Here is a 25727-nt window from a genome sequence, read left to right as displayed (position 1 = left end):
ATCCATGCTGATCGTGAAGGAGGCCCAAGATGTCAGCACACACCTCAGTACAAGCGCCCGACAGTCAGGCGACCCTCAACAAGGGCCTGATCTTCGGCGCATCCGCCTACGGCATCTGGGGCCTGTTCCCCTTGTACTGGCGTCTTCTCGACAGCGTCGGCGCGGTCGAGGCGCTCGCCCACCGGTTCGTGTGGGCGCTCGGGATCTGCGCGCTGCTGCTGTGGGTCCGTCCCCGGGCCGGCTGGTGGCGCGACCTTCGGCAGCGCCCGGCAGCCCTACGACTGCTCGCCGCGGCCGCGGTGATCATCGCCTTCAACTGGTACATGTACATCTGGGGCGTCCAGAACGAGCGAGTTGTCGAGACCTCACTCGGCTACTTCATCAGCCCACTCGTCACAGTCATGCTCGGCGTCCTGCTCTTCCGGGAGCGCCTCCGGCGAACGCAGTGGTTCGCGATCTACCTGGCCGTGGCGGCGGTGGCCTGGCTGACGATCGACTACGGCCGCGTGCCATGGGTCGCGATCGGGCTCGCAGTCAGCTTCGCGACGTACGGCGTACTGAAGAAGAAGGCAGCCACCGGAGCCGTCGAAAGCCTGGCCGTCGAGGCAACGATCATCCTCCCCTTCACCCTCGGCTACCTGATCTGGCTCGACCTGGCCGGCCGCGCCGCGTTCATCCACGCCGGCTGGACGACAACGCTCCTGCTCATCGCCGCCGGCCCGGCCACCGCCATCCCCCTCCTCTTCTTCGCCGGCGCCGCCACCCGAATCCCCCTCACCTACCTGGGCCTCCTCCAGTACCTGACCCCCACCATCCAGTTCCTCCTGGGCGTCTACCTGTACGCCGAACCCATGCCCCCCGCCCGCCTCCTCGGCTTCGCCCTCATCTGGACCGCCCTTGCAATCTTCTCCGGCGGCACCCTCCACCACCTCCACAAACTCCGCACCCCCACCCCACAACCTTGTCCTTAGCCCAGCGTGTTCATCAGGGTGGTGACGTAGGCGTCCAGGCGTTGCTCCACGGCTCGGGTTGTCAGGTCTGTTCTGCCTGCCTCTCGCCAGGGCTGCGACACCTGCTGCACTTCTTCTGAGGACGCCAGGGCGTCCCGCACGAGCCAGTACAGTCGCTCGCTTGCGGTCGCGGCCAGGACACCGCCGGCCTGTTCGTATGCCTCCGCGAACCGCAGACCCCAACCCGGGCCGTGCAGCAGCGCGAGATTTACAGAGCAGTGCGCGACATCGAGATCCGCCGGGCCCCAGGAAGTCGATGCCCAGTCGACGACGCCGGTGATCCGGGCGTCTGCCGGTCCGTTGAACAGCACGTTGCCGGGCTGGAAGTCCCGGTGCAAAAAGCGCCCTTCGTACGGCGGTGCCGGCCGGCGGATAGTGTCGATCGCCGCCGCCCATGCATCCTCGTCGGCGCCTTCCGGAGTCACGACGGTGTCGGCCGTCGTCAGCGCCACGTACTTCCCAGGCCGCTCGACGGGACGCAACGCATGGATCGCCACGAGCTGACGGGCGAGCATAGGGACACGCGTCTCCAGCCCGTCGTCGTCGAGCACTGTCTGGCCCGCCAGATGTGTCATCAACAGCGACGGATACTCACAATGCGCGCCGGTCGCATCAACCGCAACCAGACCTGGAGCCTGCACCCCGGTCCCTGCGAGCATCGTCAGCGCCCCAGCCTCCCGGTTCAACCACTCCTCGGCGCCTTCCACGTCAACAAAGCTCCGCAGCACCAACTCACGGGTCCCGCCGTCCCGGGAGCCAATCGTCAACCTCCGCATCTCAGCACTGATCCCCCCATGCAGCGCCTCGACCTTGACGACCCCCTCCCCAACCCCCAGTTGCCGCCCCACCCACTCCAACGTCAACGGCCGTACAGCCCCCAGATCACCACGATTGATCACCGTGCCACCCCACCACCCGGACGCCCGCACCCGCGACTGATTTGTCGCGCCGGCCGGTGAAAGTGACGGGACCCCGAGGATCGGTCCACGTGCTGTGAGAGCCGATCAGTGGTACAGCTCGCAGGATAGAGGCAGATGGCTCCGGACAGGACGGGGACTGCTGTGGGTTCACGCCTGTGGCTGGGCGCGAACGGTTTCACGGTCCGGGCTGGTCGCCGACGGTGCGGTGCGGGGCCAGGTCCAGGCGTACCGCACGATGAGGGCGAGAAGGATCACTTCCAGTGCGATGCCAAGGCCGTAGAAGTACAGCCAGGACTCGCCCACGGCGTTGAATGCCGTGACGGGGACGTAGAGCGAGGCGACGATGAGGTTCGTGATGCGGTTCGCCCGGGCGGGCAGCGTCATCGACAGCACGACCATGAGGATCGGGATGGCCACGAGGGTCAGCGCCGTGGTCGAAAAGGTCTGGGAGAGGTCGAACTCGAAGACCTTGCCGTCGAGAATGTCTTCGATGACGCCGGGCGTGAAGAAGTTGAGAATGTCCACGTAGACGTACAGGAACATGAAGCTTGTCCACGCTGCGGCGAGCTTGGCTCTCACCGGGATCGGCTGGTCTTCCAGTGTGGTGGGTTGGGGTGTTCTCATCATGGGCTCCGTTGTTGTGGCGAGGATCGGTAGGTCCACGATCGCTGAGCCCGGCAGCGGGCGCCTCGGCCCGGAGGCTGGAGTTCGCCTGGCCGATAGCATGGTCTGGCTCTCGTTCTTTCGGCGGTACGCCGAGGCGCGCCGACCCCTAGGCTGGAGCCGTGGTCACTGTCTGGCGCTCCATCTGGCATGAGCCGCGGCCTGCTGACGCCCCACCCATCGGTCGGCTCGACTGGCTGCTGGTGGGCGTGTTCGCGGCCGCCGCCTTGGTCGAGGGCATCGCTCGGCCGGGCTTGGCTTCCAACTCGCGACGACGCCGTGAGGCTGGCCGGAGCGGCTGTGCGAGCCGGTCTCGCGGCTGGGGCCCAAGTCGTCGGTCCGGTCGTGTCGGTGTTCTGGCATGCGGGCGAATACGGCGAAGGCGACGAGTCGCAGGTCCTGTTCGAGACCACAGAGGCCCGCTACTCCGAACTCGAGGAACTCCTCCTCGCCCAGCATCCGTGGGACAACCCCGAGATCGCCGCAACTCCGATCGTGACCGGATCGGTCGGATACCTGGCCTGGCTCGAAAGCTCCACGGCGAAGGAGTAGTCAAGGCCCGCAGGCCCATCTGCGCCACAGCAAGGTGTCAACACTGGCCCCCGACCACTGTGTAGTCGAAAGCGAGCGACGGCACGAGGCCCTATGGGTGGACGGGAGCCGCCGGTGCAGGACGCGACGAAGGAGCGCGCGGACCGGGGGCGTGGGAACGACTTGCCGGGCCGGAAGTGGTCCGGCCCGGCAAGTCGAGGGTCACCGTTTGGTGACGCGGACCTTGATGGACGTCCCGTTGCGTTCGAGGACCTTGATGTTGACTCCGTTGTTCGGGACCTTGACGCCGGCGGTGGGTTGTTCGGCGTACCAGTAGGTCTTGCTGTCGTTGAAGGTGGCGACGCCGTTCTGGCCGCGGATGTAGCTGGGCTGGCCGTTGATGTGCAGGGTGAACGAGTCCGCCTTCTCCAGGCCGAACGGCGCGTCGTAGCCGCCGATCCGCGGGCGCCAGAGCTGGCCGTCGATGCGGTTGATCGGGACGGGGTGCGAGTCGACCGGGAGCACCAGGCCTTCACCGAAGTGTTCGCTGGTGTTGTTGTCGCCCTGCGAGGTGTCCCAGTACCAGATCAGCAGCCCGTCCTGGTACGGGAAATGCTCGACCCAGTCCGGCCGGGTGTTGAGGAAGCCGAAGTTGTACGGGCCGGTCCTCAGATACCTGTCGTGCGACACGTAGTTGATGTGCGAAGCAAGGTAGAAGTTGTCGTGCAGCCCCGTCACGGACGCACCGATCGAGCTGAAGCCGGCCAGCGTCCAGCCCTCCGGCGGCGTCTCGGCGCCGGACGTGAAGACGGTCGCCCCACCGGACGTGACCTGGATCGAGTCGGCGAAGAAGCCCTTGCCCTTGACCGCACCGTCGGTCTGGTACCGGAACCGCAGCCCGACCGTCTTGTTCTGGTACGGCGTGAGGTCGAACGTCGCCGGCACGTAGGCCCCGTTCGTGGTCCCGTCGATCCCGTTGCCCTCGGCAGCCTTCGTGATGGTGCCGGCGATCGGCTTGTAGCCGGTGCCGTCGTCCACCTCGACGAACGCGTAGTCGCAGGGATCGGGCCCGCAGTCCTCGATGTCCCACTTCGCCTGGAACGTCAGCGAGGCCGCCCCGGCCCCGAGCGTGACCTGGCGCGACATCGTGTTGTTGAGGTCGTCACCGCTGCCGCTCCACCACTGCCGGGCCCCGGCCGCCGGAGCGCCGTACTCGGTGGTCACCGACTTCTTGGGCAGTACGACGACCAGACCCTGCGGCTTCGCCGAGTTGTACTCGTGCGGCCCCAGCACCAGCGTCCGGTTCTGCCCGGCCAGGACGATCTCGTAGTCGAGCCAACCCAGCTGCAGCTTGGACCAGGCGTCCAGGTCGGCCGACCTGGTACCGATGCCCTGGTCGTTGCGTGCGCTGACCCGGCTCTGAGCCATCAACGACCACCAGTTGACGCTGTTCTCGCCGCCGCCGGAGGTGTCGTAGTGGTCAGGCAGGCCGAGGTCGTGTCCGTACTCGTGCGTGAAGACGCTGACGCCGCCGTTCTCCGGCTGGATCGTGTAGTCGCCGACCCAGACGCCGGTGTCGCCGGCCTGGGTGCCGCCGAGCGGGTTGCCCGTCGGGCCGCCGCCGCCGATCGGCGTGGTCTGCACGTACCAGCGGTGCGACCAGATCGCGTCCTCGCCCTGGTGCGGATCGCCGTCGGCCTGGTCGCCGCCGGCGTGCACGATCTGGAAGTGGTCGAGGTAGCCGTCCGGCTCGTCGAAGTTCCCGTCACCGTCGAAGTCGTAGCGGTCCCACCGGTCGAACGTCTTCAGCTCGGCCGTGATCTCCGCCGTCGTCCGGCCTGCTGCCTTCTGGTCGGCGACCCACTGGTTGACCGCGTCCTGGATCAGGTTCCACGTGTTGCTGCACACGATCGACGCACACGGGAACCCGTTACTGCGCCCGTACCGCGCCTCGTTGTACCGCACCTTCACCCAGTCGGTGACCTTGCCGTTGATGCTGTAGCGGCCCGACGACTGCTTTTCGTAGTACTGCCGTACGGTCTCCACCCCGGCGATGCGGCCGTTGCCGAAGTACAGGTCCTGGTAGTACGCACGGTTGTAGTCCGACCGCCACACCGTCGAGTTGTCGACCGTCCGGTCGGGCTCGGGGATCGCGTTGTGCAGTGGTCCTTCGAAGGTGGCCGGGCCGGGCGTGGCCGGATCGGTGTCCTGGTCCGGGTAGTCGGGGTGCCGCTCGTTGCCGAACTCGGCCAGTACGACGAAGATCCGGTCGGTCTTCTCGCGCGCCAGCTCGACGTACTGGTCGACCCTGGTGACGGTCCGCCGGCCTCGACTGTCGGTCTTGCGGACCGACTTCTTGCCCAGCTTCATCACGGTGCTGGCACCGCGCTTCTCCGCCTTCGCCTGACCGCTCAGCAGCAGGCTCCAGGCCTCCTCACGCAACTCCTGGCGCTTCTCCTCCTGCGGGTGCGGAAGCGCGTCGGACGTGGTTGCCTTGGCCCCCTGACTCGCTGGGGTCGTGTCCACCGGTGGTGCCGCGACGCTCGTCGAGCCGGTGCTCGCGCCGAATGTCGCTACGAGGGCCAGACCGACTAGTCCGGCTGCTGATCTGCGCACGATCCCTCCCTGAATCGCGACGACCCAGGTCGGGTGCCTGGGCGGTAAACCCCCGAGCGCTGACAGCGTCACGTTACGACGAAGTCACCGATCGCTGAAGAGTTCGTACGCCGCCACCCGAAAGAAGCCGGAATCCGCTTGCCGACGGCAACACTCGAGGCGGCTACCAGCGCCACCAGCTGGAGCGCCGGTGCCCGACCCGCTTCTCGCCGTTCAGGCGCGGCAGCGTCAACAGGCAGTCCAGACCCACCGCGTCGTCGACCTGGCTGCAGAGCCGAGGCCCGGCTTCGTGATGGTCGACGAGCACCTCCGGCCCCCGGCTGCCGTCGGGTTGCCGCACGTAGGCACGCGCATCGGTACGTCGAAGCCACCGGATCAAGTCGCCGACCGAGGACTCCTCGCTGACGCTCGAACCGCCGTCGAACCGCACCGCGACGATGTTCTCCAGCTCGTCTCCTCCGGCCATCCGGATCGCGCTGATGTACAGCGTCGTGTAGCTAGCCAAGCTGACCATTGCGTCCAGCCTCCTGGCTGCATCCTGCTGCATGTTCCACCACCAACGGAAGATCCGTCGACTGCGCGTCACCGGCCGACTACGGCGCGCCTACGTCCACCGATCGGGGGACGGCGGGTTCCCCCGGGCGATCGGTCGGACGGCGGATCCTGGCGGCGGCCGGAGCGGCGGATTGTTGCTTTCACAAGGTTACGGAACAGCCGGACCGAAGACGAAAGGAACACACCGAAATGACCACCACCGCACCCCAGCCCCAGCCCCAGATCCGGACCCAGACCCAGCCCACGCCGCAGGCCAAGACCAAGACCTGGCTCGTCGCCACCGTCGCCGCCACCTGCGTCGCGATGGTGGGGATCGTCGCCGCCGCAGTACTCGGGACGGGAGGCCCAGCCCATGCGAGCGCCGCCCCGGTCGCGGTCCACGCGGGCACCACGCAGTACCACTCGAAGACAGTGGATCGAGGGACGATACCCGCGAAGGCCCCGGACCACCGGCAGACACCGACATCGCCGTCAGCCTCAGTGAAGCTGCTGCAGCAACAGCTCGGGCAGCTCAACTACTACAACGGGCCGATCACGGGCTACGAGGACACCGACACCGTCAACGCCATCAAGTACCTGCAGCACGATGCCGGCTTGCCGCAGACCGGCCAGCTCGACCAGGCGACCCGCGACGCGCTGAGCTCCATGCTGGTGCACGGCAACAACCAAATGGCCAACTGAGCCACCAACCCTACGGCGTGGGGGGGGGGGGGGGGGGGGGGCCCCCCCCCGGGGGGGGGGCCCCCCCCCCCCCCCCCCCCCCCCCCCCCCCGGGGCCGCCGCGCCCCCCCCCCCCCCCCCCCCCCCCCCCCCCCCCCCGGGGCCGCCCCCCCCCCCCCCCCCCCCCACGCCGTTTTGCGCCAACGGAACCTCCACCTCGGCGACCGTCCCGTGCGGTACGGCGTCCCGCAGCCGCATCCACCCGCCGGCCGCCTCCACCCGGATCCGCCGCGACGCCAGACCGAGATGCCCGTTCCGCAGCCGCGCGTCGAGATCCACTCCCCCGAGCCCCCGGCCGTCGTCGATGACACTCAACCGGGCAACACCACCGCTTCGAGCCAGCTGTACGACGACCTTCCCAGCCTCGGCATGCTTCACGACGTTCGTCAGCAGCTCGCGAACGGTCACCAGCAGCAACTCATCCGCGGCGGTGCGTGTCGACTCGTCCCAGTCGTGCGTCACCACCTCGATCGAGAGCCGGCCGCGTGAGCGGGTGGAGTCGGCGACGTCCTTCAGCACCGGCAGCAGCCCGGCCGACTCCAGCGCCACCGGATGCAGCTGGGTCATCGTGGTCCGCAGCAGCCGGGTGGTCTCCGCCAGGGCGAACTCGACCCGCTCGAGACACTCCGTGTCACCCGCGACCGCCGGCTCGACCTCCTGCCGGGCAGCGAGCACGTACTGGAGAGCTCCGTCGTGGAGCGCCTCGGCCAGGTTCCGTTGTTCGCGCTGCTCGATCTGAACCATCTCCTCCAGCAGATGGTTCCGGTCCTGCAGCAGCCGGGCGATCGTCACGACCCGGGACCGCTGCAGCGCTGTCAACAGCACACAGCCCAGCCCGACGACAGCGAGCAGGCTGGCGCGCAGTACGACGTACGAGATCGGCTCCTCGTCGATCGGCCGGATCAGCAGGCCCGAGACGATGTAGGCAGCGACGGCCGGCGCTGTGGCCAGAGCGCAGACCACCGGGCTGAGCTGGGTCGCGGCCAGGAGCGGGACCACGAAGAGCCCGTCCAGCAAGGTGTACGCCGTCCAGGTGGTGGCCGCGGACGTGTCCGCGACCAGCGTCAGCCCGGTCAGCGTGATCACGTCGACCGCGAGCGCCAGCCACGTGTACGGCACCAGGCCTGCACCGCGTCGCTGGACCGCTGCGGTCGCCACACTCCAGAGCACGTACGAGATGACGATCACCCAGCACAGCAGGCGGTGCTCCGCTGGTGGCTGGGTCACCAAGACGGCTACCAGGAACGCAGCGAGCAGCAGCCTCAGCAGTGCCTGGATCCGGACTCCCCGATCCGGTTGTCCGGCGATCTGGTCCGACACGGTCATTCGAGCAGGCCCCGTCGCATGCCTTCAGCCACCGCGGCTGCCCGGTCGGAGACCCCGAGCTTCTCGTAGAGGCGTTGGGTGTGCGTCTTGACCGTACTGGCGCCCAGGTACAGCTCGGCCGCCAGCTCAGGGATCGACAGTCCGCGCGCGAAGCCGGCCAGCACCTGCTGCTCGCGCTCGCTGAGGACAGGTCCGGCTGAGGCCGCGCGGAGCCTGATCTGGTCGGCCAGCCCGGCAGCCAGCTCCGGCGGGACCACGGTCTGCCCCTGGCCCACCCGCCGTACCGCATCGACTATCTCCGCTCGCCGGGACTCCTTGGACAGGTAGCCCTGCGCGCCCTCCTCCAAGGCCCGGAAGACGATCGCGCTGTCGGTGACGGCCGACAGGATCAGCGCCCGGGTCGGCAACCCCTCACGGACCATGGCATGCACCACCTCGAGCCCGGTCAGGTCAGGCATCTGGTAGTCGAGAACGGCCACGTCCGGACGCTGCGCGGCGATCACCTCGAGCCCTTCCCGCCCGGTCTCGGCCTCGCCGACCACCTCGAGGTAGCCCGACTCGCGCAGTCCGCGGATCAACCCGTCCCGGAAGAACGGGTGATCGTCCACCACCACCACCCGCGCCGACTCTCGCGCCCCCGTACTACGCCCGCTCGCCGTCATGTCCGCCCCCGCCCCCAGCATGCCGCCGCCGTCCCGCACTGGTCCAGAGCAGTCCCGTTCCCCCAATCGGAGGACCCCGACCTCAACCGCCACAGGGCCCGATCAGCCGACGAGCGCAGCGCACCCCCGGGCGAACCTTGATCCAAGCCAAGAAGGCACCAAACCAAAGGAGTCGAAATGAACCACAAAGCAACCCTCCTGGAGACAGGCAGCGACAACCGCACCACCCGCACCCCCTGGCCCCGCCAAACCATCACCACCACCGAGCGCCACCCCCAAACCCCCGAGAAGCCCGCCAACCACCGCCCCACCAAAGTCATCTGGCCGGCCGTCTGAACTCATCCGCACGCCCGGGTTGACCTTGACGTTGCGTCAACCCTTCACGCTGGTGGCTGGAACGGGCGAATTGGAGGAGACAGGTGATGATTCGGGTGCAGGGGCTGGAGAAGGCCTATGGGGACGTGGAGGTGTTGCGGGGGGTGGATTTCGCGGTGGAGCGGGGCAGTATCTTCGCTCTGCTGGGGTCCAACGGGTCGGGTAAGACGACGACCATACGGATCCTCGCGACGCTGCTGAAGGCCGACGCGGGGACGGTCAGCGTGAACGGCTTAGACGTCGCGACGCAAGCATCGTCCGTCCGGGAGTCGTTCAGCCTCACCGGGCAGTTCGCCGCCGTCGACGAGATCCTGAGCGGGCGGGAGAACCTCGTGCTGGTCGCCAGGCTGCGGCACCTCGAGAACCCGGGCGCGATCGCGGACGAACTCCTGGAGCGCTTCTCGCTGACCGAGGCCGGCGGACGCCGGGTGTCCACCTACTCGGGCGGGATGCGGCGCCGGCTGGACATCGCGATGAGCCTGATCGGGAGCCCGCCGGTGATCTTCCTCGACGAGCCGACGACCGGTCTCGACCCCGAGGCGCGCACCGAGGTGTGGGACACCGTGAAGGGCCTCGCCGGGCGCGGCACGACGGTACTGCTCACGACGCAGCACCTCGAGGAGGCCGAGCAGCTCGCCGACCGAATCGCGATCCTCCACCGCGGCCGGATCATCGTCAACGGCACCCTCGCCGAGCTCAAGCAGCTCCTCCCACCCGCCAAGGTCGAGTACGTCGAGAAGCAGCCCACCCTCGAAGACGTCTTCTTCGCGGTCGTCGGCAAGGACTGAGGAGCAGCCATGGCCACGCACTTCTTCAGCGACACCGCCGTACTCACCGGACGAACCCTGCGCCACGTCACCCGCAGCGTCGACACCATCCTCACCACCGCGATCATGCCGATCGCCATGATGCTGATGTTCGTCTTCGTGTTCGGCGGCGCGATCAACACCGGTCCGATCAAGTACGTCAACTACATGCTGCCCGGCATCCTGCTCATCACGATCGCGTCGGGCATCGCCTACACGGCCTTCCGGCTGTTCATGGACATGCAACGTGGGATCTTCGAGCGGTTCCAGTCCATGCCGATCGCCCGGCCGGGCCTCCTGTGGGCGCACGTGCTGACCTCTTTGTTCGCCAACGGGATCTCGCTCGTGATCGTCGTGGGCGTCGCTCTACTCCTGGGCTTCCGCTCGGGCGCCGAAGTGCCGGCGTGGCTCGCGGTCGCCGGCCTGCTGCTCCTGTTCACCCTCGCGCTGACCTGGCTGGCCGTCATCCCCGGTCTCACCGCGAAGACCATGGAAGGAGCGAGCGCGTTCTCCTACCCGCTCCTCTTCCTGCCCTTTCTCAGCTCGGCCTTCGTGCCGACCGGCACCATGCCCGGCCCCGTCCGCTGGTTCGCCGAAAACCAGCCGGTGACATCGATCGTCAACACGATCCGTGCCCTGCTCACCCAGCAGCCGGTCGGCGACGACGTCTGGGCCGCCCTCGCCTGGTGCGTCGGCATCCTCGCCGTGGCCTACGGCTTCGCGATGGTCACCTATCGCCACAAGATCGCCTGAGGCAGGCTGAGACTCATGCTCACCATCAGCCAGCTTGCGTCGTACGCGGGAGTGACGGTGCGGGCGGTACGCCACTACCACCAGATCGGGCTGCTGCCAGAACCCGAGCGCGACCAGTCCGGGTACCGGACCTACGACTCTGCCGCGGTCGTGCGACTGATCCGGATCCACACCCTGGCCGATGCCGGCGTGCCGCTGGCCCGGGTGCAGGAGCTCCTCGATGCCGGCCCGGAGGAGTTCGCCGCTGGTGTCCAGGAGATCGACAAGCAACTGCGTGCGGAGGTACGGCGGCTCCAGGGCAACCGGAAGCGGATCGCCAGGCTCGCAGCCGGCGAACATCTGGCGCTTCCGGAGAGCGTCGTGGGCTACCTCGACCGGCTCCGTGGTCTCGGCGTCGAAGAGTGGTACATCGAGCTCGAGCGGGACGCCTGGATCCTGGTCGCCGCCCAGATGCCCCACCTGGTCGACGCCGTGATCGAGATGAAGCACGCGTCGCTGGAAGACCCCGACATGGTGAAGCTCTACAGCCTTCTGCGCGGCGCACTCGACTGGCCGGCCGACGATCCGCGCATCGTCGAGATGGCCGACATCATGGAACGCCTGATGATTCGCGCTGTAGAGGCCGGTGAAGCGGGGGCCGACGTCTTCGACGACCAGTTCGTGGCCCTGATGGACGCGACCATGACCGAGTCCGCACCGGGCGCCGAGCAGCTGCTGGCGATCCTGGAGGAGCGCGGCTGGAAAGGCTGGACCCGCATCGAGCAAGTGCCGGCCGAGCGCCTCACAACCCCGACGGATCATTAGCCGACTCCGCCAAAAGACGACGGTACGGCGCAGAAGCGGCCCAGCGAGAAGGTGTCGAAATGGCCCATGGACGTCGGGGTTTCGGTACGTAGTGTCGGGGCATGCGTGCTATTACTGCGCGGGACCCCGAGGCTGGTGTCGACGGGCTGTCCCTGAGCGAACTTCCTTACCCTCACGCCGCCGAGAACGACGTCGTCGTGCAGGTTCATGCGGCCGGTTTCACCCGCGGTGAGCTGGACTGGCCGGGGACCTGGACCGACCGCGCCGGCCGCGACCGCACCCCGAGCGTGCCCGGCCACGAGCTGTCCGGCGTAGTCGTCGAGCTCGGCTACGGCACCACCGGTCTCACGGTTGGTCAGCGGGTCTTCGGGCTGGCCGACTGGTCCCGCAACGGCTCACTCGCCGAGTACGCCGCCGTCGAGGCGCGCAATCTGGCCCCGCTGCCAGCCGGCGTCGACCACGTCACCGCGGCCGCGCTCCCGATCTCCGGCCTGACGGCTTGGCAGGCCCTGTTCGACCACGCCCAGCTGAAGGCAGGGCAGACCGTCCTCATTCACGGAGCGGGTGGTGCTGTCGGCTCCGTCGCCGTACAGCTGGCCAGCGAGGCAGGCGCCCACATCATCGGCACCGGCCGAGCCGCCGACCAGAAGCTGGCGTCCGAGCTAGGCGCCCACACGTTCCTCGACCTGGACAACGAACGCCTGGAGGACGCCGGTCCGGTCGACGTCGTGTTCGACGTGATCGGCGGCGAGATCCGTGATCGCTCCACCGCGCTGCTGCGCCCCGGCGGCACCCTCGTCACCATCGCGGACCCACCGACCATCCACCCACAGGACGGCCGGGCCGTGTTCTTCGTCGTCGAGCCCAACCGCGAGCAGCTGGCCCAGCTCGCCACCCGCCTCCACGACGGCCGGCTCCGGCCGCTCGTCACCACCGTCCGCCCGCTGGCCGATGCCCCCGCCGCATTCAGCACCCGCGGACGGACCATCATCACGCTGACCTGAGGCACTTTGTCGGGGCCGGCCGGTAATGTCCTGGCTCGTGGACGATGGGGAGCGCATTCAGGAACTTGCCGATCAGATCGTCGTACTGCGCGACGCCTACTACCGCGGTTCGCCGACGGTGGCCGACGCGGAGTACGACGCGATCGAGGACGAGCTGCGGACGCTGATCGAGGCCAACCCGGAGCTGGCGCCCGACCCGAACCCGCTGGAACAGGTCGGCGCGCCCGCGGTGCTGCACGCCCCCGTCCGGCACTCCCGGCCGATGCTGTCCCTGGAGAAGGCGACCCGCCCCGAGCAGGTCGAGGCCTTCTTCACCCGCTTCCCCGGCCAGTCGGTGGTCGTTATGCCGAAGCTAGACGGCCTGTCACTGGCCTTGGTCTACGAGAAGGGCAAGCTCGCCCGGGCAGTCACCCGCGGCGACGGCACGACCGGCGATGACGTGACCCCGCTCGTCCGTGCCCTCACCGACGGCGTCCCGGACCGACTGGACACGAAGGACCGCACCGAGGTCCGCGGCGAGGCGGTCATGTTGCGCTCCACCTTTGCTGCCTACAACGCGGCCCACGCCGACAAGCCGCTGATCAACCCGAGAAACGCCGCCGCGGGCACGCTGCGCGCCAAGGATCCGGCCACGGTCGCCGAGCGGCGTCTGCAGTTCTTCGCCTTCGACCTGCTCAGCGACTCGAACGACGCCGACACCGATCTCGAGCGCGCCCTGCAGGAGATGGGATTCACCGTCGCCGACATGCGGCACTGCGACGACGCCGCAGCCGCGCAGGCGGTGATCACCACGATCGAGCAGCAACGCAACGACCTCGACTACGACCTGGACGGCGCCGTACTGCGGCTTGCCGATCGCGACGCCTTCGCCGCCGCCGGCACGCGGTCCAGCTCGCCACGTGGCGCCCTGGCGTACAAGTTCGCCGCCGAGGAGAAGACCACCGTGCTGGCCGACGTGGTCTGGGACGTCGGCAAGACCGGCAAGATCGCGCCGGTCGCCTGGCTGGAGCCCGTCTTCGTCGGCGGTACGACGGTCACCCGCGCGACGCTGGCCAACCAGGAAGTGATCCGCGCCCGCGACATCAAGATCGGCGACACGGTGCTGGTCCGGCGGGCCGGTGACGTGATCCCGTTCGTCGCCGGCGTGCTCGACGCGTCCAAGCGCACCGGAGCCGAGCGGGACATCGTGCCGCCCAGCGTCTGCCCGTCGTGCGAGCAGCCGCTGACCGAGCAAGGCAACAGCCGCGAGCTGTTCTGCACCAATGTGGCCTGCCCCGCGCAGACCGTCCGGCGACTGATCCACTGGGCCTCCCGCGCCGCGGCCGACATCGACGCGATCGGTGGGGTCTGGATCGAGCGGCTGGCCGAGGCCGGGATCCTGGAGCACCCGTCGGACTTCTACCAGCTGACCGCTGAGCGGCTGCTGGAGTTCGACCGGATCGGCGAGGTCTCGGCCGCCCGCATGATCGAGTCGATCGACGCGAGCCGCCAGGTCGGCCTGCGCCGGGCGCTGATCGGCCTCGCCATCCCGATGGCTTCCGAAGGCACCGCGGCCAGACTGTGCCGGGCCGGATTCGCCTCCCTGGAAGCGGTCGCCGACGCGGGCGTCGACGGCGTGGTCGCAGTCGACGACATCGGCCCGAAGGTGGCCGCCTCCCTGATCGAGCACCTCACCCGCCTGCGCCCCGAGCTCGAGCGGCTCCGCGCGGCCGGCGTCTCGCTCGACGTCCGCGAGGAAGACCTCCCACCGGTCGTCGCGGCCGGTGCACCGCTGGCGGGCAAGACAGTTGTCGTCACCGGCTCGATCAGCGACCCGCGTTCTGGCGAGAAGGTCACCCGCCCGGCCTTCCAGCGCCTCTGCGAACGGGCCGGCGCAACCATCGCGTCGTCGGTCTCGGCCAGCACCGATTTCCTCATCACCGGCGCCGACGTCGGCGCCAGCAAACTCACCAAGGCCGAGAAGCTCGGCGTGACCGTCGTCGACCAGTCCGAGATCTGGCAACAACTGCAAGCCGCTGACCTACTCCCCCGCTGACCCCCGGGAAGGGCACATGACAAACGGCAAGCATCGCGAGGCGACCGGCTTCCAGGAGCAGGCGCCGTACGACGAATCCATCGACCTGCGGACCGATTTCGTGATGGTCTACGGGCTCAACGACACCACACCGGAGCGCATCGCCCGGTGGCGTGAAGCCGGTTACCGCGTCCACCTGATGACCGGCATCTCCTGGGGCACCTACCAGGACTACCTTGATGGCCGGTGGGACGGCTCGGACCACTGGGCCGATGCGCAGACCGCGGGTGACGGGTCGCCGATCCTGCACGGTCATAGCACCGACATCCCGTACATGGTCCCGACCTTCAGCTTCACCGAGTACCTGGTGCAGAAGCTCCGCCCGATCATCGAGCTCGGCGTCGAGGGCATCCACCTCGAAGAGCCGGAGTTCTGGGCCCGGGCCGGCTACTCGGAATCCTTCAAGCGGGAATGGCACGCCTTCTTCGGCGAGCCGTGGCAGCCCCCGCACAGCACCCCCGAAGCGCACTTCCGCGCCGGGCAGCTCAAGCAGCACCTGCTGTCCCGCAGCCTCGACCGGGTCACCTCCGTGCTGCGCGACGAAGCCCTCCAGCAGGGTCGCGAGGTGCGGTTCTACGTCCCGACGCACAGCCTCCTGAACTACACCCAGTGGCAGATCATCAGCCCCGAGTCCCGCCTGCGGACGCTGCCCTCGATCGACGGCGCCATCGCGCAGGTGTGGACCGGCACCTCCCGCACACCCAACGTGTACGCCGGGAAGGTCGCCGAGCGCACGTTCGAGACGGCCTACCTGGAGTACGGCATCGCCCAGGACCTGACCCGCGGCACCGACAGGCGCATGTGGTTCCTGCACGACCCGATCGAGGACCACCCGGACCGCACCTGGGAGGACTACCTGGCCAACTACCAGCGCACCCTCGTCGCCTCGCTGTTGCACCCGGGCGTCTCGCGGTACGAGGTGGCGCCGTGGCCGAACCGGATCTTCAACCGCCCCTACCTGCGCGAGGGCTCGTCCGAACGGGAATCGATTCCGCAGGACACCGCCACCAGCTACCTGATCGCGATGAACAGCCTGCGCGACCTGGACCAGCCGGAGGTGCGCTGGGCTCACGAAGGACCGCGGATCGGGATCGCGCTGTCGGACACCGCCATGTTCCAGCGCTGGTCCCCCGGTGGCGAGAGCGGCCACTACGACGGCCTGCAGGACGCGTTGGCCGTGGAAGGCCGCGAGCAGCTGCACTTCTCCGACTTCTACGGGCTGGCGCTGCCGCCACTGTGCGATGGGCAGCGGGTCTGTCCGGTCCAGCTCGAGAACGTGATCGACACTCCCGATGCGCTGGACGATGTCGACGTACTCGTCCTGAGCTATGAGTTCCAGAAGCCGCTGGCGCCGGGCATCCACTACGCGCTGGCCGGGTGGGTCAGCCGTGGCGGCAGCCTGCTGTACGTCGGCGACGGCGCGGACCCGTACCACGAGATCCGCTCCTGGTGGACCGACCGCTACGACACCTGCGCCGACCACCTGGCCGAGGCGCTCGGCGCGGACCGCGACCACGACGGCGTGCAGCCGATCGGGCAGGGCCGGGTCCGGTTCCTCCCGTCCCGGCCGGCCGACTTCACCGAGTCACCGGCGCGCGCCGACGAGCTGGTCGGGGCGATCCGCGAGCTGGCCGAAGCGGGCGGCCACACGTGGAAGTCGACCAACTGGTTGTCGGTGCAGCGCGGTCCGTACCTCGTCGGCGCCGCCCTCGAGGAGGCCGGCGGCTCACACATCGTCGAGGGCACCTACCTCGACCTGCTCGACCCACAGCTGGCCGTCGTCCGCCGGCGGGAGCTAGGCCCGGGCGACCTGACCTGGCTGCGCGACCTGACGTACGACGAGGAGCCGCTCCTCGCTTCTGCCGGCCGAGTCGTGGACTGGGAACACGATCAGACCGCGATCCGCTTCAGCTCCGAGGCCCCGCGCGGCGTCCAGGTCACCACCGCACTCCGCCTCCCGGTCAAGCCGACGGCGGTCCGGGCCGACGGGGATGATCTCGCAGACCTGCGATACGACCCCGACCTCAACGTCCTCTGGCTACGACACCCCGGCGCCCCCACCGGGACCCGCATCGAGATCGACTTCTGAGCCGCGGCGTACTCTCGGGAGAGACGCGACAGTGCTCAGGGGGGCCGACAGTGAGCCAGCCAGCCAGGCAGTCCGAGTATCCCGACCACATCGATGCCGCGGTCCTGAAGATCGCCGGTGTCGTCGTACTGGGCGCGGTGATGTCGATCCTCGACATCACCGTGGTCAACGTCGCCCTGCCGACCTTCCAGGACGAGTTCGGCACGCCCGACAACCCGGTGTCCTACTCGCACGTCGCCTGGACGGTCACGGCGTACACGCTCGCGCTCGCGACCGTGATCCCGCTGACCGGGTGGGCGGCGGACCGGTTCGGCACCAAGCGGCTCTACATGACCGCGATCCTGTTGTTCACCGCCGGCTCCGCCCTGTGTGCCACCGCGTCGAGCATCAACATGCTGATCGGCTTCCGCGTCCTGCAGGGACTGGGCGGCGGCATGCTGATGCCGCTCGGCATGACCATCATGACCCGGGCCGCGGGGCCGCACCGGATGGGGCGGCTGATGGCCATCCTCGGGGTGCCGATGCTGCTCGGGCCGATCCTGGGCCCGATCCTGGGCGGCTGGCTGATCGAGGTGGCGAGCTGGCACTGGATCTTCCTGATCAACGTGCCGCTCGGCGTGATCGCGGTGATCTACGCCTGGTTCGCGCTGGCCAAGGACAGCCCGGAGCCGTCGGAGTCGCTCGACGCCGTCGGCGTGGCGCTGATGTCCCCCGGTCTGGCCCTGTTCCTCTTCGGCGTCTCGTCGCTGCCCGCCGAGAACGGTGACTTCGGCGCGCCCCGGGTCTGGGTCTCGATGCTCGCGGGCGTGCTGCTGATGGCGGCGTTCGTCTGGCACTCCTTCCGGCCGGAGCATCCACTGCTGGATCTGCGGCTGTTCCGCAACCGCAACCTCACCATCTCGATCATCACGATGTTCCTGTTCGCGGCAGCGTTCTTCGGCGGGCTGCTCCTGGTGCCGACGTATTTCCAGCAGATCCGCGGCGAGTCCACGCTGGATGCCGGCCTCCTGGTGGCGCCGCAGGGCCTCGGCGCGATGGTGACCATGCCGATCGCCGGGCGGCTGGTGGACAAGGTGCCGGTGGGCCGGATCGTGCCCTTCGGGCTGCTGCTGATCGTCGCGGGCATGTTCGGCCTGACCCAGGTCACCGCGACCACGCCGTACCCGCCCCTGATCGCGATGCTGGTCGTGATGGGTTTCGGGATGGGCGCCACGATGATGCCGTTGTTCACCTCGGCGCTGAAGACGCTGGCCGGACCTCAGGTCGCGCGCGGCTCGACCCTGCTCAACATCACCCAGCAGATCGCTTCGTCCTGTGGGGTCGCGACGATGTCGGTCATCCTCACCAACCAGCTCAACGACTCGCCGGTCATCCCCGGGACGCAGGTTCCGGGCGCGAGCGCGGGACTCACCGAGACCCAGGCCGCCATCTTGTCGAACACCCAGCCGGAGAGCATCGCCCCGCTCGACATCGACCCGGCCGCCATCGCCCGCGGACTGGAGGACGCCGCGGCGGCGTTCGCGCACACCTTCTGGGTCGCCTGGGTGCTCGTGGCACTGACCCTGATACCGGCGTTGATGCTCCCCCGCCGACGCGAGAAGTCCCACCTCCTCGACAAGGAGGCACCACCGGCGGTGGCCGACTGACGGCAGGTGCCGTGAAATTCCTTGGCGAAAGCTGTCGAAGACCGGGCCGTGGCTTCGAGGTAGCGGCATCAGAGCAACCTCGAAAGGATGGTCCGAGATGACCGAGTACGAGTTCCCACCCGTTCCGCAGCCCAGCGACGCCCTGCGCCGGCTCGACCGGCTGGTCGGTGAGTGGAACGTGTCCGGCGGCACCGTCGGCACGGTGAGCTACGAGTGGATGGAAGGCGGCTACTTCCTGCTCCAGCGCGTCCTGATGCACCAGCAGGGGCACGAGATCAACGGCCTGGAGGTGATCGGGCACGAGCGGCCGTTCGGCGCCGCGCCGGGCGACGACCTGAAGTCCAGGTTCTACGACAGCGAGGGGAACACTCTCGACTACGTGTACGAGCTCGAGGGCGACACCCTGACCATCTGGGGTGGCGAGAAGGGATCGCCGGCGTACTTCCGCGGGACCTTCAGCGACGGCGACACGCGGATGGACGGAGCGTGGGTCTACCCCGGTGGCGGCGGCTACGAGTCCACCATGACGAGAAGCGACGGAGGGGACGGCAAGTGAAGTACATCCTGCTGGCCTACACGAACAAGGCCGACTGGGAGACCGTGGACACCAGCAGTCCGGAGTTCATCGCGATGTGCCAGTTCTACGAGGACCTGGGCCGGGAGCTGACCGAGTCCGGCGAGTTCGTCGCCACCGAGGGCCTGGCCGACCCGTCCCTGACGGTCACCGTCCGCAAGAGCGACAAGGGCGCGGTGGCGGTCGACGGCCCGTACGCCGAGTTCAAGGAAGTCCTGGTCAGTTACGCCATCGTGGACACCGCGACCCACGACCGGGCGGTGGAGATCGCCGCCCGGATCGTCGATGCGGTCGGCGACACCGTCGAGATCCGCCCGATCCCGGACGGACCAGACGGGCGCTGACGTGACCGCCCGGATCGAGGACCTGCTGCGCGAGCTCGCGCCGCAGGTCCTCGGTGCCCTGGTACGGCGATACGGCCACTTCGACACCGCCGAGGACGCAGTCCAGGAAGCGCTGCTGGTCGCGGCCACCAGTTGGCCGGCCGACGGCATCCCGGACGATCCACGGCCGTGGCTGATCCGGGTCGCGTCCCGCAAGATGATCGACCAGCTACGCCAGGACCAGGCCAGGCGGGAGCGCGAGGCGATCGACGCGACCCGGCACCTACCGCCGCCCGAGGGCACACCAGCGGCGGACCAGGACGACTCGCTCGTCCTGCTGTTCCTCTGCTGCCACCCGGCGCTCAGCCGCGAGTCCCAGGTCGCCCTGACACTCCGGGCCGTCGGCGGTCTGACGACCGAGGAGATCGCCCGGGCCTACCTGTTGCCGCTGCCAACGATGGGGCAGCGGATCAGCCGGGCCAAGCAACGGGTGAAGGCCGCCGGATCCACCTTCCGGCTGCCGTCGGCGGACGATCGGGCCGACCGCCTGGACGCCGTACTGCAGGTTCTGTACCTGATCTTCAACGAGGGCTACACCGCCACCGCGGGGCCGGAGCCGGACCGGGTGGAGCTCTCCGCCGAGGCGATCCGGCTGACCAGGATGCTGCATCGGCTGCTGCCCGCTGACGGGGAGGTCGTGGGGCTGCTCGCGCTGATGCTGCTGACCGATGCCCGGCGGCCGGCCCGCACCGGCGACGACGGCATGCTGATCCCGATGCACGAGCAGGACCGGCGTCGGTGGAACCCCGAACTGATTGCTGAGGGCACCAATCTGCTCACGGCCGCGATGGCACACGGAAAGCCTGGACCGTACCAGTTGCAGGCCGCGATCGCCGCCGTACATGACGAAGCGCCCGATGCCGCGAGCACCGACTGGAAGCAGATCCTCGGCCTCTACACGCTGCTGGAGCGGCTGACCGACAACCCGATGGTCACCCTCAACCGCGCCGTCGCGGCCGGTATGGTGCACGGCCCCGACGCCGGCCTCCGCCTCCTCGACACCCTGGCCGACGACCCCCGGTTCACCCAGCACCACCGCCTGACCGCAGTCCGCGCCCATCTCCTGGAGTCCGCCGGCAACCCGACCGCCGCCGCAACCCACTACCGCCTGGCCGCCGACCAAACCCCAAGCCCCCTGGAACGGCGATACCTACTAACCCGCGCCAACCGCCTCACGTGACCCTTCAGACTGCGACTGGAAGGTCAGCCAGGCGCTTTGCGGTGGAATAGTGTAAGAGTGGCAGTTGAGGTCGACAAGATGGTCGTTCCGGTCGTCGACGACGGCTTGGGCAACTCGGCGTACCTGGTCGAGTTGGGTGACCGACGGGCCCTCGCGGTCGACGCGTCGCTCGACCTGCGGGCACTGCGTGCCGAGGCGGAACGGCGAGACCTCACGGTGGTGTTCGCCGCCGACACTCATCTCCACGCCGACTTCCTGTCCGGCGCCGTACAACTCGGCGAGACCGACGGCGCCCGCGTGCTGGCATCCGCGGCCGGGAGGCGGTTGTTCGACCACACCGGCTTGAGCGACGGCGACGAGGTCGACCTGGGCGGCTTGACGTTGCGGACCCTGGCGACGCCCGGTCACACCGGTGAGCACCTGGCCTTCGAGTTGCTCGACGGCTCGACCCTCCTCGGCGTCTTCACCGGCGGATCGCTGATCGTCGGCGGTGCTGCCCGCACCGACCTTGCCGGCAGCGACCAGACCGAAGCACTCAGCCGGGCGCAGTACCGATCGCTGCGGAGGCTTGCCGGACTACCCGACTCGACCCCGGTGTTTCCGACGCACGGCGCCGGATCCTTCTGCTCCGCGCCCGGGAACGCTGAACGGACCTCCACTATCGGACGCGAGAAGGCCACCAACCCGCTCATGGCCGCGCCCGACGAAGACGCGTTCGTCCGGCAGCTCCTCGGCGGACTGGGCAGCTTCCCGCCGTACTTCCTGCGCCTCCCCGAAGAGAATCGCCGGGGCTCGGGCCTGGCAGCCGACCCGGCAGTCCCCGGGCTGGACGCGTCGAAGGTCGCCAAACTCGCCCAGCTCGGCGCCGTCGTAATCGACGTACGACCGGTCCGGGAGTTCGCTGCTGGACACATCCCGGGCGCGCTGTCCATCCATCTCCGGGCGCAGTTCGTCTCCTGGCTCGGTTGGCTGCTCGACCCGGCGACGCCGTACGTGATCGTCCGCCGCCCGGACCAGGACCTGGCCGAGGTCGTCTGGCAGGCGGTCAAGATCGGATACGACGTCCCGCTCGGCGAGCTCGCCGGCGGCATGGCGGCCTGGGACGGGCCCACCCTCCAGACACCGCTGCTCACCGCGAGCGAGATCGGCGATCATCGCGTGCTCGACGTACGTCAGGACAGCGAGTTCCACAACGGCCACGTCCCCGGCGCCGTCCACGTCGAGCTCGGCGATCTGCCGGATCACGTCGCCGACCTTCCCACCGAGCCCATCGTGGTGATGTGCGGCCACGGGGAACGCGCGATGACGGCCGCGAGCATCCTGCGCCGGCACGGCCACGCCGCCGTCCGGGTTCTCGAAGGCGGCGTGGACGACTGGACGGCTGCCACCGGCAAATCACTGGCATGACCTTCTCTGCACTAAGGCAAACGAGCTGTTGCGCCTAGGTGAGCGGTGCAGCGATGGGGGGCTCGGTCAGTCGGTGCCTTCGACGATGCGGAAGTCGCGCTCGACGCCGTCGGCGAGGGCGACCAGCGCATCCTGGTAGGCCGCACTCTCGCGCGCCGCGACGGCCTGCTCGAAGCTGTCGAACTCGACCAGGACGGTGCGTTCGGCGATCCCGGCGTCGTGGGCGACGACCCGACCGCCACGGATGAGGGTCCGCCCGCCAAAGGCCTGGACGGCCGGACGGGTCAACTTGTTGTAAGCAGCCAGCTTCTCAGGGTCCGAAATGGTGCGGTAGACGCTGACCCAGTAGCCCTTGGGCATGGAACCTCCAGTGTTGGGATGAGTGCATCTGACTTACGGGTTGGTTTCGGACGAGCGTCGGCGGGCGAGAGCGAGGCTTGTCAGCGTCGTGATCGCCACCGCTGCCGATGACGACGACGTCGGCGGATCTTCTCACCGAGCGCCACCGGGTCTGCCGATGGCAACCATCCGCTCGACCGACCGCCGGGCACGTTCGGCCACGTCGAGAGGCACCTGGACCTCGTCGCGGCCCTCGCGGAGGCACCGCAGCAGCAGCTCGGGCGTGATCATCTTCATGAAGCGGCACGAGGCCTTCGGGTTCACCGGCCGGAAAGTCGTGTGCTGGTTGACCTTGCGCAACTGATGGAGCATGCCGATCTCCGTCGCGATCAGCGCCGTCTTCGCCGTCATGTCGCGGGCGGCGCCGAGCATCCCGGAGGTGGAGAGGATCCGGGTCCGGTCCGCGGGCAGGTCACCGACGCCGGCGAGCCAGATCGCCGAGGACGCGCAGCCGCACTCCGGATGCACCAGAACCTCCGCCGCCGGATCGGCCTCGACCTGAGCCCGCAGATCGGCCGCACTGATCCCGGCGTGGACGTGGCATTCACCCATCCAGACGTGGATGTTGTCGCGCCCGGTCTGCCGTCGCACGTGGTTGCCGAGGAACTGGTCGGGCAGGAACAGGATCGGCTGGTCCGGCGGGATCGACTCCACGACGGCCACAGCGTTCGACGACGTGCAGCACACGTCGGCTTCCGCCTTGACCGCGGCGCTGGTGTTGACATAGGCAACCACCGCGGCCCCGGGATGCTCGGCCTTCCAGCTCCGCAGCTGATCGGCGTCGATCGTGTCGGCCAGCGAACATCCGGCCTGGGCCGTGGGGATCAGCACGGTCTTGTCCGGACTGAGCAGCTTCGCGGTCTCGGCCATGAAGTGCACGCCGCAGAAGACGATCGTCGATGCATCGGTGGTGGCAGCGATCCGCGACAGTTCGAGCGAGTCGCCGACGTGATCGGCCACATCCTGGATCGCGGGGTCCTGATAGTTGTGGGCGAGGACGACCGCGTCCCGCTCGCGAGCCAGGCGTCGCACCTCTTCCGGCCAGGTCGTCGTACTGCTCTGGGCAACGGACATTGCCTGTTCCCTTCCTTCAGCCAGTTTTCGCCTGATAGGCGATAACTGGTGCGACGGTACCATCGACGACATGCCCGTGACCAAGAAAAGTGATCCGGTCAACATCCCCAGCTATCCGCACGAGGTGCTGGCCGTGGTGCTGTCCGTCCGTGACGGCAACCTGTGCGTTCTGCTGTGGCGGCGCGGACAGAGCCCGTTCCGGTATCGCTGGGCGTTGCCCGGGGGTGGCGTGCAGCCCACGGAACGGCTCCGGGTCGCGATCACCGGTCATCTCGCGGCGAAGGTCGATGTCCGTGAGGTCGCCCATCTGGAGCAGTTGGCCACCCACAGTGCGATCGATCGCGATCCGCGGACGCGGGTCCTCGCGACCGCGTACCTCGGGCTGGTTCCGTCCGACGTGCGGCCGAATCTGCCGGCCGACACGGCCTGGCACCGGGTGGACGAGTTGCCGCGTACGGCGTTCGACCACCACTACTTCATCGACGCCGCCGTTGGGCGGCTGCGGGCGAAGCTGTCCTACACGAACATCGGGTTCGCTCTGGCTCCGGCTGAGTTCACCATCGCCGAGCTGCGCGACCTGTTCAGCGCCGCCCTGGGCTATGAGCTCAGCGCGACCAATCTGACCCGGGTTCTGACCCGGCGACAGGTGATCGGCCCGACCGAGCGGACTGCCCGGCCCGGACAGTCCGGCGGGCGCCCCGCCACGGTCTACAAGTTCGTGGCCCGCGAGTTGACGGTGACCGACCCGTTCGCCGTGCTGCGCCCACCCCGATGATCCGGCTCACGGCCGCACAGCATTCTCCAGATGCTCGAACGGGCTGATCAGCAGGCTGGTGTCGAGCGCCGGCGCCGAGTGCGTCAGTGCGCCGACGGACACGGCATCGACGCCGCTGGCGGCGATGTCGGCGACCGTCTTGAGACTTATGGTGCCCGAGGCCTCGAGCCGGCAGCCAGACCCGGATGCGTCACGCTGCTCGACCACTGACCTCATGACGTCGTTGGACATGTTGTCCAGCATGATCCAGCAGCACCATGGCCTTAAGGTCGAGTCTGTGGTTGGTTCCGCCGCCGCACGTCACCGCATACTTGTCGACAGCCCGGAGACCTGGCGCTGTCTTGCGGGTATCGAGGAGTTTGACGTCGTGGTTGCCGATGGCGGTCACGAACGCGGAGGTCAGCGTGGCGACGGGACGCTCCATTGTGTGGTCACGTCGTCATCTGCGTGATCCTCGGACAGTGCGGTGCGGACGGCGGCCCGGATGGTGTCGATCGCCAGGTGCGGTCAACGCTCACCTGCAGAGCTCGCGGGTGTCGTATTTGGCTTGTCGGCGATCGTCTGTTTCTTGAGAGGATCACATCGAGAAAGGACAAGCCATGTCAGTGACCGTGAACGCGCTCGACATTGCGGTGACCGATCTGACCGTCGCGATCGAGTTCTACCGGCGGCTCGGGCTGGAGTTCGTCCGGGACGAGCATTGGCCGAACGACCACGCGGGGTGCGACCTGCCGAACGGTCTGCACCTGATGCTGGATTCCGACGACCTGCGCGGGAAGACCACCTCCGGCTGGACGCCACCGGCCACCGGCCGGATCTTCCTGACGTTCGAGCAGGAGTCCCCGGCCGCGGTCGACGCCAAGTACGCCGAACTCGTCGCCGCCGGCGTCACCGTGCTGCAGGAGCCGTACGACGCGCCGTGGGGAATGCGCTACGCGACCGTGGCCGACCCGTCCGGGAACGGCGTCGACCTGTTCGCAAGCCACCCCGCCGACTGACCCGCGACCGGCCAGACTGATCACAGGAGGTGGTGCAATGAAGTACGTGCTGATGTTCGTCGACACCCCGGAGTTCGCCCAGGAGCTCGAGGCGATGAGCCCGGCCGAGTCCGAGCAGGCGTATCAGAAGGTCTACCAGTGGCTCGCCGATCACGGGCCGAAGATCACCAACCGCGGCGCGAAGCTGCAGGGCGCGGAGTCGGCCACCACGGTCCGGCTCGACGGCGCCGAACCGGTGACCACGGACGGCCCGTTCATGGAGGGCAAGGAGGTCATCTCCGGCTTCCTCGAGCTCGACGTCGCCGACCTCGACGAGGCCCTGCGCATCGTGAAGACGTGGCCCGGCTGCCCGATCGTCGAGATCCGCCCAGTGGAGTCATGAC

25 protein-coding genes and 2 pseudogenes are annotated in these 25727 nt (G+C 68.6%); 18 read left to right on the top strand and 9 right to left on the bottom strand.

The genetic code is table 11. The features are described from left to right. Positions 1-29: 29 nt before the first annotated feature. Positions 30-971 (top strand): EamA family transporter RarD, encoded by a 942-nt coding sequence (rarD, locus tag ACIBGM_RS25630; RefSeq protein ID WP_396386954.1) that lies wholly within the window; start codon positions 30-32, stop codon positions 969-971. On the opposite strand, the gene ACIBGM_RS25625 is transcribed toward rarD, so the two are convergent. Continuing rightward, on the bottom strand, positions 968-1858 hold the full coding sequence (locus ACIBGM_RS25625; RefSeq protein WP_396386953.1) for a phosphotransferase family protein: 891 nt from the start codon (positions 1856-1858) through the stop codon (positions 968-970). The genes rarD and ACIBGM_RS25625 overlap by 4 nt on opposite strands. Before the next feature lie 219 nt (positions 1859-2077). Then, positions 2078-2554, bottom strand: a complete 477-nt coding sequence (locus ACIBGM_RS25620; RefSeq protein WP_396386952.1) for a DUF6326 family protein — start codon at positions 2552-2554, stop codon at positions 2078-2080. A 339-nt stretch (positions 2555-2893) separates the two neighbouring features. Here ACIBGM_RS25620 and cutA point away from each other — a divergent pair, with 339 nt between their 5' ends. Then, a complete protein-coding gene (cutA, locus tag ACIBGM_RS25615; protein ID WP_396386951.1) occupies positions 2894-3145 on the top strand; it encodes a divalent-cation tolerance protein CutA in 252 nt (83 codons plus the stop codon). A 201-nt stretch (positions 3146-3346) separates the two neighbouring features. Here cutA and ACIBGM_RS25610 read toward each other — a convergent pair whose 3' ends face one another. Then, complete coding sequence (locus tag ACIBGM_RS25610; protein WP_396386950.1) at positions 3347-5740, bottom strand: immune inhibitor A domain-containing protein; 2394 nt, start codon at positions 5738-5740, stop codon at positions 3347-3349. A 163-nt stretch (positions 5741-5903) separates the two neighbouring features. Continuing rightward, positions 5904-6254, bottom strand: a complete 351-nt coding sequence (locus ACIBGM_RS25605) for a hypothetical protein (protein WP_360539046.1) — start codon at positions 6252-6254, stop codon at positions 5904-5906. A 230-nt stretch (positions 6255-6484) separates the two neighbouring features. Here ACIBGM_RS25605 and ACIBGM_RS25600 point away from each other — a divergent pair. Continuing rightward, positions 6485-6874: pseudogene (locus ACIBGM_RS25600) on the top strand (peptidoglycan-binding protein); the annotation flags it as partial. On the opposite strand, the gene ACIBGM_RS25595 reads toward ACIBGM_RS25600, so the two are convergent. Both ACIBGM_RS25595 and ACIBGM_RS25590 read right to left on the bottom strand, forming a co-directional pair. Further along, a complete protein-coding gene (locus tag ACIBGM_RS25595; RefSeq protein ID WP_396387070.1) occupies positions 6773-7582 on the bottom strand; it encodes a sensor histidine kinase in 810 nt (269 codons plus the stop codon). The pseudogene ACIBGM_RS25600 and the gene ACIBGM_RS25595 overlap by 102 nt on opposite strands. A 755-nt stretch (positions 7583-8337) precedes the next feature. Next, positions 8338-8949 (bottom strand): response regulator transcription factor, encoded by a 612-nt coding sequence (locus ACIBGM_RS25590; protein WP_360534470.1) that lies wholly within the window; start codon positions 8947-8949, stop codon positions 8338-8340. A gap of 231 nt (positions 8950-9180) precedes the next feature. Between ACIBGM_RS25590 and ACIBGM_RS25585 the strand changes: the two genes are divergently transcribed. The 12 genes from ACIBGM_RS25585 (at position 9181) to ACIBGM_RS25530 (ending at position 22098) form a co-directional block, all read left to right on the top strand. Continuing rightward, positions 9181-9339: a hypothetical protein gene (locus tag ACIBGM_RS25585; RefSeq protein WP_360534468.1), complete on the top strand. Its 159-nt coding sequence runs from the start codon at positions 9181-9183 to the stop codon at positions 9337-9339. Positions 9340-9425: 86 nt separating this feature from the next. Next, entirely contained in the window at positions 9426-10166 is a 741-nt protein-coding gene (locus tag ACIBGM_RS25580) for an ABC transporter ATP-binding protein (protein ID WP_396386949.1), read from the top strand. A gap of 9 nt (positions 10167-10175) precedes the next feature. Then, positions 10176-10937: an ABC transporter permease gene (locus ACIBGM_RS25575; RefSeq protein WP_396386948.1), complete on the top strand. Its 762-nt coding sequence runs from the start codon at positions 10176-10178 to the stop codon at positions 10935-10937. Between the two features lie 15 nt (positions 10938-10952). Further along, positions 10953-11741, top strand: a complete 789-nt coding sequence (locus ACIBGM_RS25570; protein WP_360534462.1) for a MerR family transcriptional regulator — start codon at positions 10953-10955, stop codon at positions 11739-11741. A 101-nt stretch (positions 11742-11842) separates the two neighbouring features. Further along, positions 11843-12745 (top strand): NADP-dependent oxidoreductase, encoded by a 903-nt coding sequence (locus ACIBGM_RS25565; RefSeq protein WP_360534460.1) that lies wholly within the window; start codon positions 11843-11845, stop codon positions 12743-12745. A 37-nt stretch (positions 12746-12782) separates the two neighbouring features. After that, complete coding sequence (gene ligA / locus ACIBGM_RS25560) at positions 12783-14780, top strand: NAD-dependent DNA ligase LigA (protein WP_396386947.1); 1998 nt, start codon at positions 12783-12785, stop codon at positions 14778-14780. A gap of 16 nt (positions 14781-14796) precedes the next feature. After that, the gene (locus ACIBGM_RS25555) at positions 14797-16908 is read left to right on the top strand and encodes a hypothetical protein (RefSeq protein ID WP_396386946.1); all 2112 of its coding nucleotides are present in this window, start codon (positions 14797-14799) and stop codon (positions 16906-16908) included. A gap of 50 nt (positions 16909-16958) precedes the next feature. Beyond that, positions 16959-18554, top strand: coding sequence for a DHA2 family efflux MFS transporter permease subunit (locus tag ACIBGM_RS25550; protein ID WP_396386945.1), 1596 nt, complete (start codon positions 16959-16961; stop codon positions 18552-18554). Positions 18555-18651: 97 nt separating this feature from the next. Continuing rightward, positions 18652-19110 carry a hypothetical protein gene (locus ACIBGM_RS25545; RefSeq protein WP_360534452.1) on the top strand — a complete coding sequence of 153 codons (459 nt, stop codon included), beginning with the start codon at positions 18652-18654 and terminating at the stop codon, positions 19108-19110. Next, positions 19107-19472: a YciI family protein gene (locus ACIBGM_RS25540; RefSeq protein WP_396386944.1), complete on the top strand. Its 366-nt coding sequence runs from the start codon at positions 19107-19109 to the stop codon at positions 19470-19472. The genes ACIBGM_RS25545 and ACIBGM_RS25540 overlap by 4 nt, the downstream gene beginning before the upstream one ends. A gap of 1 nt (position 19473) precedes the next feature. Then, positions 19474-20691 carry an RNA polymerase sigma factor gene (locus ACIBGM_RS25535; RefSeq protein ID WP_396386943.1) on the top strand — a complete coding sequence of 406 codons (1218 nt, stop codon included), beginning with the start codon at positions 19474-19476 and terminating at the stop codon, positions 20689-20691. 57 nt (positions 20692-20748) lie between these two features. Then, positions 20749-22098 (top strand): rhodanese-like domain-containing protein, encoded by a 1350-nt coding sequence (locus ACIBGM_RS25530; RefSeq protein ID WP_396386942.1) that lies wholly within the window; start codon positions 20749-20751, stop codon positions 22096-22098. 66 nt (positions 22099-22164) lie between these two features. On the opposite strand, the gene ACIBGM_RS25525 is transcribed toward ACIBGM_RS25530, so the two are convergent. Next, positions 22165-22458 carry a DUF1330 domain-containing protein gene (locus tag ACIBGM_RS25525; RefSeq protein WP_396386941.1) on the bottom strand — a complete coding sequence of 98 codons (294 nt, stop codon included), beginning with the start codon at positions 22456-22458 and terminating at the stop codon, positions 22165-22167. Between the two features lie 132 nt (positions 22459-22590). Continuing rightward, positions 22591-23571, bottom strand: a complete 981-nt coding sequence (gene nadA / locus ACIBGM_RS25520) for a quinolinate synthase NadA (protein ID WP_396386940.1) — start codon at positions 23569-23571, stop codon at positions 22591-22593. 70 nt (positions 23572-23641) lie between these two features. Here nadA and ACIBGM_RS25515 point away from each other — a divergent pair, with 70 nt between their 5' ends. Beyond that, entirely contained in the window at positions 23642-24346 is a 705-nt protein-coding gene (locus ACIBGM_RS25515; RefSeq protein WP_396386939.1) for an NrtR DNA-binding winged helix domain-containing protein, read from the top strand. A 6-nt stretch (positions 24347-24352) separates the two neighbouring features. Here the strand turns inward: ACIBGM_RS25515 and ACIBGM_RS25510 are convergent. Further along, positions 24353-24770: pseudogene (locus ACIBGM_RS25510) on the bottom strand (nicotinate-nucleotide diphosphorylase). Between the two features lie 175 nt (positions 24771-24945). Here ACIBGM_RS25510 and ACIBGM_RS25505 point away from each other — a divergent pair. Together ACIBGM_RS25505 and ACIBGM_RS25500 are read left to right on the top strand one after the other, a co-directional pair. Further along, positions 24946-25344 (top strand): VOC family protein, encoded by a 399-nt coding sequence (locus tag ACIBGM_RS25505; RefSeq protein ID WP_396386938.1) that lies wholly within the window; start codon positions 24946-24948, stop codon positions 25342-25344. 37 nt (positions 25345-25381) lie between these two features. Further along, positions 25382-25726 carry a YciI family protein gene (locus ACIBGM_RS25500; protein WP_360534436.1) on the top strand — a complete coding sequence of 115 codons (345 nt, stop codon included), beginning with the start codon at positions 25382-25384 and terminating at the stop codon, positions 25724-25726. The last annotated feature ends 1 nt before the right edge of the window (position 25727 follow it).

Source organism: Kribbella sp. NPDC050470 (genome assembly GCF_044458365.1).
Lineage (GTDB): Bacteria > Actinomycetota > Actinomycetes > Propionibacteriales > Kribbellaceae > Kribbella.
Note: the sequence above shows the minus strand (reverse complement) of the source record. Positions and strands in the feature narration are given on the sequence as shown.

Coding starts and splice junctions, on each gene's coding strand:
- rarD (WP_396386954.1), top strand. CDS start 30: ATGTCAGCACACACCTCAGTACAAGCGCCCGACAGTCAGGCGACCCTC.
- ACIBGM_RS25595 (WP_396387070.1), bottom strand. CDS start 7,582: ATGACCCAGCTGCATCCGGTGGCGCTGGAGTCGGCCGGGCTGCTGCCG.
- ACIBGM_RS25505 (WP_396386938.1), top strand. CDS start 24,946: ATGTCAGTGACCGTGAACGCGCTCGACATTGCGGTGACCGATCTGACC.
- ACIBGM_RS25515 (WP_396386939.1), top strand. CDS start 23,642: ATGCCCGTGACCAAGAAAAGTGATCCGGTCAACATCCCCAGCTATCCG.
- ACIBGM_RS25580 (WP_396386949.1), top strand. CDS start 9,426: ATGATTCGGGTGCAGGGGCTGGAGAAGGCCTATGGGGACGTGGAGGTG.
- ACIBGM_RS25555 (WP_396386946.1), top strand. CDS start 14,797: ATGACAAACGGCAAGCATCGCGAGGCGACCGGCTTCCAGGAGCAGGCG.
- ACIBGM_RS25620 (WP_396386952.1), bottom strand. CDS start 2,554: ATGAGAACACCCCAACCCACCACACTGGAAGACCAGCCGATCCCGGTG.
- ACIBGM_RS25575 (WP_396386948.1), top strand. CDS start 10,176: ATGGCCACGCACTTCTTCAGCGACACCGCCGTACTCACCGGACGAACC.
- ACIBGM_RS25565 (WP_360534460.1), top strand. CDS start 11,843: ATGCGTGCTATTACTGCGCGGGACCCCGAGGCTGGTGTCGACGGGCTG.
- ACIBGM_RS25570 (WP_360534462.1), top strand. CDS start 10,953: ATGCTCACCATCAGCCAGCTTGCGTCGTACGCGGGAGTGACGGTGCGG.
- ACIBGM_RS25605 (WP_360539046.1), bottom strand. CDS start 6,254: ATGGTCAGCTTGGCTAGCTACACGACGCTGTACATCAGCGCGATCCGG.
- nadA (WP_396386940.1), bottom strand. CDS start 23,571: ATGTCCGTTGCCCAGAGCAGTACGACGACCTGGCCGGAAGAGGTGCGA.
- ACIBGM_RS25545 (WP_360534452.1), top strand. CDS start 18,652: ATGACCGAGTACGAGTTCCCACCCGTTCCGCAGCCCAGCGACGCCCTG.
- ACIBGM_RS25585 (WP_360534468.1), top strand. CDS start 9,181: ATGAACCACAAAGCAACCCTCCTGGAGACAGGCAGCGACAACCGCACC.
- ACIBGM_RS25500 (WP_360534436.1), top strand. CDS start 25,382: ATGAAGTACGTGCTGATGTTCGTCGACACCCCGGAGTTCGCCCAGGAG.
- ACIBGM_RS25525 (WP_396386941.1), bottom strand. CDS start 22,458: ATGCCCAAGGGCTACTGGGTCAGCGTCTACCGCACCATTTCGGACCCT.